The sequence below is a fragment of the Bacillus cereus genome (assembly GCF_007678085.1).
GTDB lineage: Bacteria > Bacillota > Bacilli > Bacillales > Bacillaceae_G > Bacillus_A > Bacillus_A cereus_BE.
This window is the reverse complement of sequence record NZ_VEDW01000016.1, coordinates 1-5,677: the sequence shown is the minus strand read 5'-3', so window position 1 is coordinate 5,677 and position 5,677 is coordinate 1. Positions and strand designations below refer to the sequence as shown.

Here is a 5,677-nt window from a genome sequence, read left to right as displayed (position 1 = left end):
TATTTTCTCAACCCATATATTCTACAGCTAAATACATGAATGATAGATATTAAATCCTGAACAAGTTCTTCTTGAATCCCCATATATTCCTTATACTGTTCTTCTGTATAGTATCTTCTTCCTTTTGGGTTTCGGTAAGCAGGTAAAACACCTTGATTGTCCCACCTTTGTAATGTCTTAACAGAGACATTAAGCATTTCTGAAAATTCTTTTGGTTTATATTGTTTCATAATTACTTTTTACTATATACGCACATTTTTGTTTACTGTTTCTTTCTCCTCAGATGAATTCACCCTTTATGTAACGTCTATATTAGTTAGCAATTCACTTTTGGAATACTATTCTCTACTTCTATTTTCGCATACAATTACGTTTTTCAAACATTAAAAAACGCAATGCCTCGTTTATCTTAGAAACGAAACACTGCGTTGATCACAATTTATAGAAAAACATTTAATAAAATTTGGAGCGGGTGAAGAGAATCGAACTCTCGACCAGAGCTTGGAAGGCTCTTGTTTTACCACTAAACTACACCCGCAAATATGAAATAAATATAAGATATTAGAATAACTTATGTAAAGTAGTATAGCATGTTAAAAAAACGGAAGCAAGAATTTTATCGAAAAAAGTCGAAAAAGTGATGAGTAGCTCATCACTTTTTCAATTCTTTATCAATCGCCTTCTTCATACTATCAAAATCAGGGTTTGCAAGATTTCCGTTTATGTATACTGAAGGAGCACCTTGAACTTTTAATTTTTGAGCACGATCTGAATCTTTACGTACTTTTTCTTTTATTTCTTTACTGTGTAAATCCTTCTTAAATTGTTCTACATTAACTTTCGGAAGCTTCTCTTTCACAATGTTAAGAAGTAATTCTTCTGTAATCCACTCTTCCGTGTCTTTCTTTTGACTTTGATAAATCTCATCATAGAAAGTCCAGAATGAATCTTTATCTTGTTTATAAATTGCTTCACCAGCTGCTGCGCCTAAATCAGAGTCTTTTCCGATAAACGGGAAGTTAATAAAATATAACTGCACTTTACCTTTATCGATATACTCTTCTTTTAATCGTGGTAATACTGTTACATCCCAAGTACGACACGCAGGACATTTGAAGTCTCCAAATTCAACTACCTTAACTGGTGCATCATCTTTCCCTAAAGATTGTTGTGTGGAATAAGCAAACATCTCATTCCCTTTATCTTTTTTGTCATTTATGATGCTATAAGCAATCGTTCCGATTACAATCAATACTGCGATAGAAAAAACTACACCAAGAGCCATGAGTTTATTTGATTTCATATACATTCCTCTTTAAATTCATATTCTGTATACAGCATTGTACACAATACACATAATATCAACACTTATATACGTCACGCAATGAACACGCTCACATAAATTACAAAAATACAATAATTGTGACGATATTGTGTCACAATTTGTCACAATTTATTCAAAAAAAGAAGCTCCTATGTAGGAACTTCCTTTAGCTTACTGCTTTTTCACGCGCGTTATTTAACATCGACTGCTCTGTTTTGATATCATGACGAATTACTAACTTCTCACTAACTGCTTGCACATACTCATCATGATTGATATAGCCTTCTTTCTCCATCAATCTCAAAACGACATTTCGTCTCTCTACGGCCTTATCATAATTTTGTGCAGGTGAGTAATAAGCAGGTGCCTTTACTACAGCAGCCATCATTGCACTTTCAGCCAGCGTTAATTGGCTTACTTTTTTACCAAAGTAAAGGTTTGCCGCTTTTTCAATTCCCCATGCTCCTTCTCCGTAATAAATATTACTTACATACAATTTTAAAATTTCATCCTTCGTAAATGTGCGTTCAATTTTTTTCGTATAAAAAATCTCTTTCCACTTACGAGAAAATGTACGTTCATTTGTTAAAAAAGCATTTTTGGATAACTGCTGTGTAATTGTGCTTCCGCCTTGCACAACACCACCAGCCTTTATATTCTCAACAGACGCTCTGACAATCGCTATATAATCTAAACCATTATGATGATAAAACCTTTTATCTTCTGTCGCAATAAATGCATGTGTTAATGATTCTGGCACCTCTAACTTAGCCGGTACATGTAATTTACTAATATCACTTTGCTCGATCATTACATTTCCAACGAATAATAACGTACAACTTAACAATAATAATAAAATAATGGCTTTATAAAAGAATTTAGTCATTGGATTTAATGCAACTTTTTGATGATAGTTCACCCTAGATAATACTCGTTCTTTCATCTTGAACACCTCTTTTCCACACAGCATATAACTCTTACTTTAAGAATACCTTGTTGCAAAAAAACATCCCATCGATTTCTCTTACACGTACCTTACATCATTGTAAGGTATAAAGTGAAACCTTAATCAGCCCTCACCAATCGGGCTGTCTGGCAAATAACGGGGTAAAAAAGTATTGTATCACAGTCTTTTTTTATCTACTATTCATCTGAAATATTGAATATATACTATGCTAAACCAATAACAGAGTATACCTTAAGCCTATACTTCTCTATTAAAACATCCTATTTTCATTATATCATCTACAAATATATATATTTGTAAGTATCTAGTAATCTAAATGTATACAATATATCATACATTATACAGAACAAACGTTCTCAAAATCAATACTAGCACTATTATTATTTTGACCTTTTTCTTAAACAGTATACAAAAAAGAGTAGTGATTTGATTGTATCTCAAACCAGCTACCCTTTTCTTTATAATCTAGCTATTAAATTATAAGGCTGCACTTCCCACGTTTCGTACGGAATAAAATGTGTTGCTCTCATCGCATCAAGCGTTCTGGATTTCATATGAGGACGAGTTATATACTCATCTATGTTCTCTTCATTTAAAGCAACAAATTTAGCCTCTTGTATTTCTTCAGGCTGAATTTGTATTCCACCGCTCACATATGCGACTTTAAAAACAACAGATAAAATATGCATAGAAGCATTATAGTAAACACCTGTAACTCCAAGCGGCTTCACAGTTAAACCTGTTTCCTCAAACATTTCCCTGCAAACTGCTTGATCGAGCGCTTCTCCTTCTTCCACCTGTCCTCCTGGCAACTCCCACGTATCCGCTCGCCAATGTACTTTAGCTAATAACACTTCACCTTTTTCATTTGTTAAATAACCTGCTACAGCAACGATATGCTTTGGTGTTTTATGTTCCATATTAAGCCTCCTAGCAATAATGAATATTTCACATATCCCTATAAGCATATTCCCTGTCTACAACAAAATCCCTTTACTCATTCATCATCTTAATTAACTTCATAAAAAAAGCCCCCTATCCGTTAAACGAACAGGGGGCTTCTATCGTATTATTCTCCTAAGTCTACGTTGTGGTAAACTTGTTGCACATCTTCTAGATCTTCTAATGCATCAACCATTTTTTCAAATTGTACTTGAGCATCTTCAGGAAGTTCTACATCACTTTGTGCAAGCATTGTTAATTCTGCAACTGTGAATTCTTCAACACCAGCATCTTTAAGTGCAGATTGTACAGAATGGAATTGATCCGGTTCAGCATACACGATAACAGCATCTTCTTCTTCAAGAATGTCACGTGCATCTACATCTGCTTCCATTAAAATTTCAAGAACTTCATCTGATGTTTTACCTTCAAGACCGATAACAGCTGTCGCATCAAACATGTAAGCTACAGAACCGTTTACACCCATGTTACCACTGTTTTTGCTAAATGCAGCTCGTACATCTGCTGCAGTACGGTTTACGTTATTTGTAAGTGTATCTACAATTACCATAGATCCATTTGGCCCGAATCCTTCATAACGAAGCTCGTCATAATTTTCTTCTGAACCGCCTTTTGCTTTTTCAACTGCACGATCAATAATTGTTCTTGGCACATTGTATGTTTTCGCACGTTCTAATACGACTCTAAGCGCTTGGTTTGATTCTGGATCTGGCTCACCTTGTTTTGCTGCCACATAAATTTCACGTCCAAATTTCGCGTATATACGGCTTGTATTTGCATCTTTTGATGCCTTTTTATCTTTAATATTATTCCATTTACGACCCATACTTTCCACTCTCTTTCCCGTTTTAAATCTACATAAAAATATTAATATGAAATATAATGTGTATTCAACACATTTTTAAAAGAAATATAAAAAGTTCATTTTTGATTCATATTACAGACATAATATAAATCACTATCATTTTGTTCTATCGACAAGTTATATTATACATGAATTCCTACGTTTATTACGAATTTTAGAAGCACATAGTATAATTTAACAAAAAGGTTCTAACATTTCTGTTAGAGTCTTTTTATATCGCCGACACTATTTTCCATAATATTCCTACATTTCCTTCCTATTGTTGTATAATAAAATAGGAAAAAATTTGAAGTGGAAATGAGGGAGAATTATGACACATTCAAATGAGAAAAAGGCACATGGTCTTAAAGGAATTAGGAGACTGGTTAAGTACTTCAACACAAATGTAGGCGTGCCACTCAACTATACACAAGTACAACAGAGAAGAGTTTGAAAAGAGGTTTTTAAAAATCACAAACTTAACCGTTGATAATGTACTAATATCTACTGGTGGTGTCGAATGTAACTTTATATCACCAGGGTGGAGAAGTTCTCTCTAGAGTGCTCGAAGAGAATATTGTATAGAATACCGGAATTAAAAGGATAAAGACAAACATTCATCTTTATCCTTTTAATGTTTCGCAGTTTACTCACCACACACTTTTTGTGCCTATTTTTTCGTGTAATGAAAACACAAAAAATCTCTATACAATTAGTATAGAGATTTTTTGTTACGCCGTTCATGATACCGATGGTCGGGGTCGAACCGACACTCCCGAAGGAACACGATTTTGAGTCGTGCGCGTCTGCCAATTCCGCCACATCGGCACAAAAGAAAAGGCGGCAACCGGATTTGAACCGGTGATAAAGGTTTTGCAGACCTCTGCCTTACCACTTGGCTATGCCGCCATATTAAGTTTTATTGGAGCGGAAGACGGGATTCGAACCCGCGACCCCAACCTTGGCAAGGTTGTATTCTACCACTGAACTACTTCCGCAAAAATGGCTGGGCTAGCTGGATTCGAACCAGCGCATGACGGAGTCAAAGTCCGTTGCCTTACCGCTTGGCTATAGCCCATCGATTTCTTACTTAATTATATGTAAGTATCCATTAGATTATTTGTAATTTTTAAAATAAAAATGGGGCGACTGATGGGAATCGAACCCACGAATGCCGGAGCCACAATCCGGTGCGTTAACCACTTCGCCACAACCGCCATGTTGTGTAAATATATTTGGCAGGGGCAGTAGGAATCGAACCCACACTGGAGGTTTTGGAGACCTCAGTTCTACCTTTAAACTATGCCCCTATGTAAATGGTGGAGGGGGGCAGATTCGAACTGCCGAACCCGAAGGAGCGGATTTACAGTCCGCCGCGTTTAGCCACTTCGCTACCCCTCCGAAACTTACATGGTGCCGGCTAGAGGACTTGAACCCCCAACCTACTGATTACAAGTCAGTTGCTCTACCAATTGAGCTAAGCCGGCGTATCTTATTAAAATAAATGGTGGCTCGGGACGGAATCGAACCGCCGACACGAGGATTTTCAGTCCTCTGCTCTACCGACTGAGCTACCGAG

5 protein-coding genes, 9 tRNA genes and 1 pseudogene are annotated in these 5,677 nt (G+C 36.0%); 1 reads left to right on the top strand and 14 read right to left on the bottom strand.

Annotated elements, in window-relative coordinates:
- The 6 genes from FS742_RS27045 to FS742_RS27020 form a co-directional block, all read right to left on the bottom strand.
- A partial coding sequence (locus tag FS742_RS27045; RefSeq protein ID WP_144616443.1) for a MerR family transcriptional regulator occupies nt 1-230 on the bottom strand: 230 nt, incomplete at its 3' end.
- Between the two features lie 234 nt (nt 231-464).
- Nucleotides 465-538 (bottom strand) — tRNA-Gly (locus FS742_RS27040).
- 114 nt (nt 539-652) lie between these two features.
- Nucleotides 653-1,303, bottom strand: coding sequence for a DsbA family protein (locus FS742_RS27035; protein ID WP_099005190.1), 651 nt, complete (start codon nt 1,301-1,303; stop codon nt 653-655).
- Between the two features lie 187 nt (nt 1,304-1,490).
- A complete protein-coding gene (locus FS742_RS27030; RefSeq protein ID WP_000664703.1) occupies nt 1,491-2,267 on the bottom strand; it encodes a transglycosylase domain-containing protein in 777 nt (258 codons plus the stop codon).
- A gap of 482 nt (nt 2,268-2,749) precedes the next feature.
- Complete coding sequence (locus tag FS742_RS27025) at nt 2,750-3,211, bottom strand: NUDIX hydrolase (protein WP_144616441.1); 462 nt, start codon at nt 3,209-3,211, stop codon at nt 2,750-2,752.
- 149 nt (nt 3,212-3,360) lie between these two features.
- Nucleotides 3,361-4,080: a YebC/PmpR family DNA-binding transcriptional regulator gene (locus FS742_RS27020; RefSeq protein ID WP_000532956.1), complete on the bottom strand. Its 720-nt coding sequence runs from the start codon at nt 4,078-4,080 to the stop codon at nt 3,361-3,363.
- A gap of 383 nt (nt 4,081-4,463) precedes the next feature.
- On the opposite strand from FS742_RS27020, the pseudogene FS742_RS27015 reads away from it, so the two are divergent.
- A pseudogene (locus FS742_RS27015) lies at nt 4,464-4,658 on the top strand (DUF3884 family protein); the annotation flags it as partial.
- Between the two features lie 186 nt (nt 4,659-4,844).
- On the opposite strand, the gene FS742_RS27010 reads toward FS742_RS27015, so the two are convergent.
- The 8 genes from FS742_RS27010 to FS742_RS26975 all read right to left on the bottom strand — a co-directional run bounded on the left by FS742_RS27010 (nt 4,845) and on the right by FS742_RS26975 (nt 5,585).
- Nucleotides 4,845-4,926 (bottom strand) — tRNA-Leu (locus FS742_RS27010).
- Between the two features lie 10 nt (nt 4,927-4,936).
- Nucleotides 4,937-5,007, bottom strand: a tRNA-Cys gene (locus FS742_RS27005).
- A 14-nt stretch (nt 5,008-5,021) separates the two neighbouring features.
- Nucleotides 5,022-5,096 (bottom strand) — tRNA-Gly (locus FS742_RS27000).
- Nucleotides 5,097-5,101: 5 nt separating this feature from the next.
- Nucleotides 5,102-5,176, bottom strand: a tRNA-Gln gene (locus FS742_RS26995).
- A gap of 63 nt (nt 5,177-5,239) precedes the next feature.
- A tRNA-His gene (locus FS742_RS26990) sits at nt 5,240-5,315 on the bottom strand.
- 19 nt (nt 5,316-5,334) lie between these two features.
- Nucleotides 5,335-5,408 (bottom strand) — tRNA-Trp (locus FS742_RS26985).
- A gap of 7 nt (nt 5,409-5,415) precedes the next feature.
- Nucleotides 5,416-5,499 (bottom strand) — tRNA-Tyr (locus FS742_RS26980).
- Between the two features lie 10 nt (nt 5,500-5,509).
- Nucleotides 5,510-5,585 (bottom strand) — tRNA-Thr (locus FS742_RS26975).
- Nucleotides 5,586-5,677: the final 92 nt, after the last annotated feature.

Bases quoted from the DNA above. Each gene is read 5' to 3' on its own strand.
- FS742_RS27035 (WP_099005190.1), bottom strand. From the start codon at position 1,303: ATGAAATCAAATAAACTCATGGCTCTTGGTGTAGTTTTTTCTATCGCA.
- FS742_RS27030 (WP_000664703.1), bottom strand. From the start codon at position 2,267: ATGAAAGAACGAGTATTATCTAGGGTGAACTATCATCAAAAAGTTGCA.
- FS742_RS27025 (WP_144616441.1), bottom strand. From the start codon at position 3,211: ATGGAACATAAAACACCAAAGCATATCGTTGCTGTAGCAGGTTATTTA.
- FS742_RS27020 (WP_000532956.1), bottom strand. From the start codon at position 4,080: ATGGGTCGTAAATGGAATAATATTAAAGATAAAAAGGCATCAAAAGAT.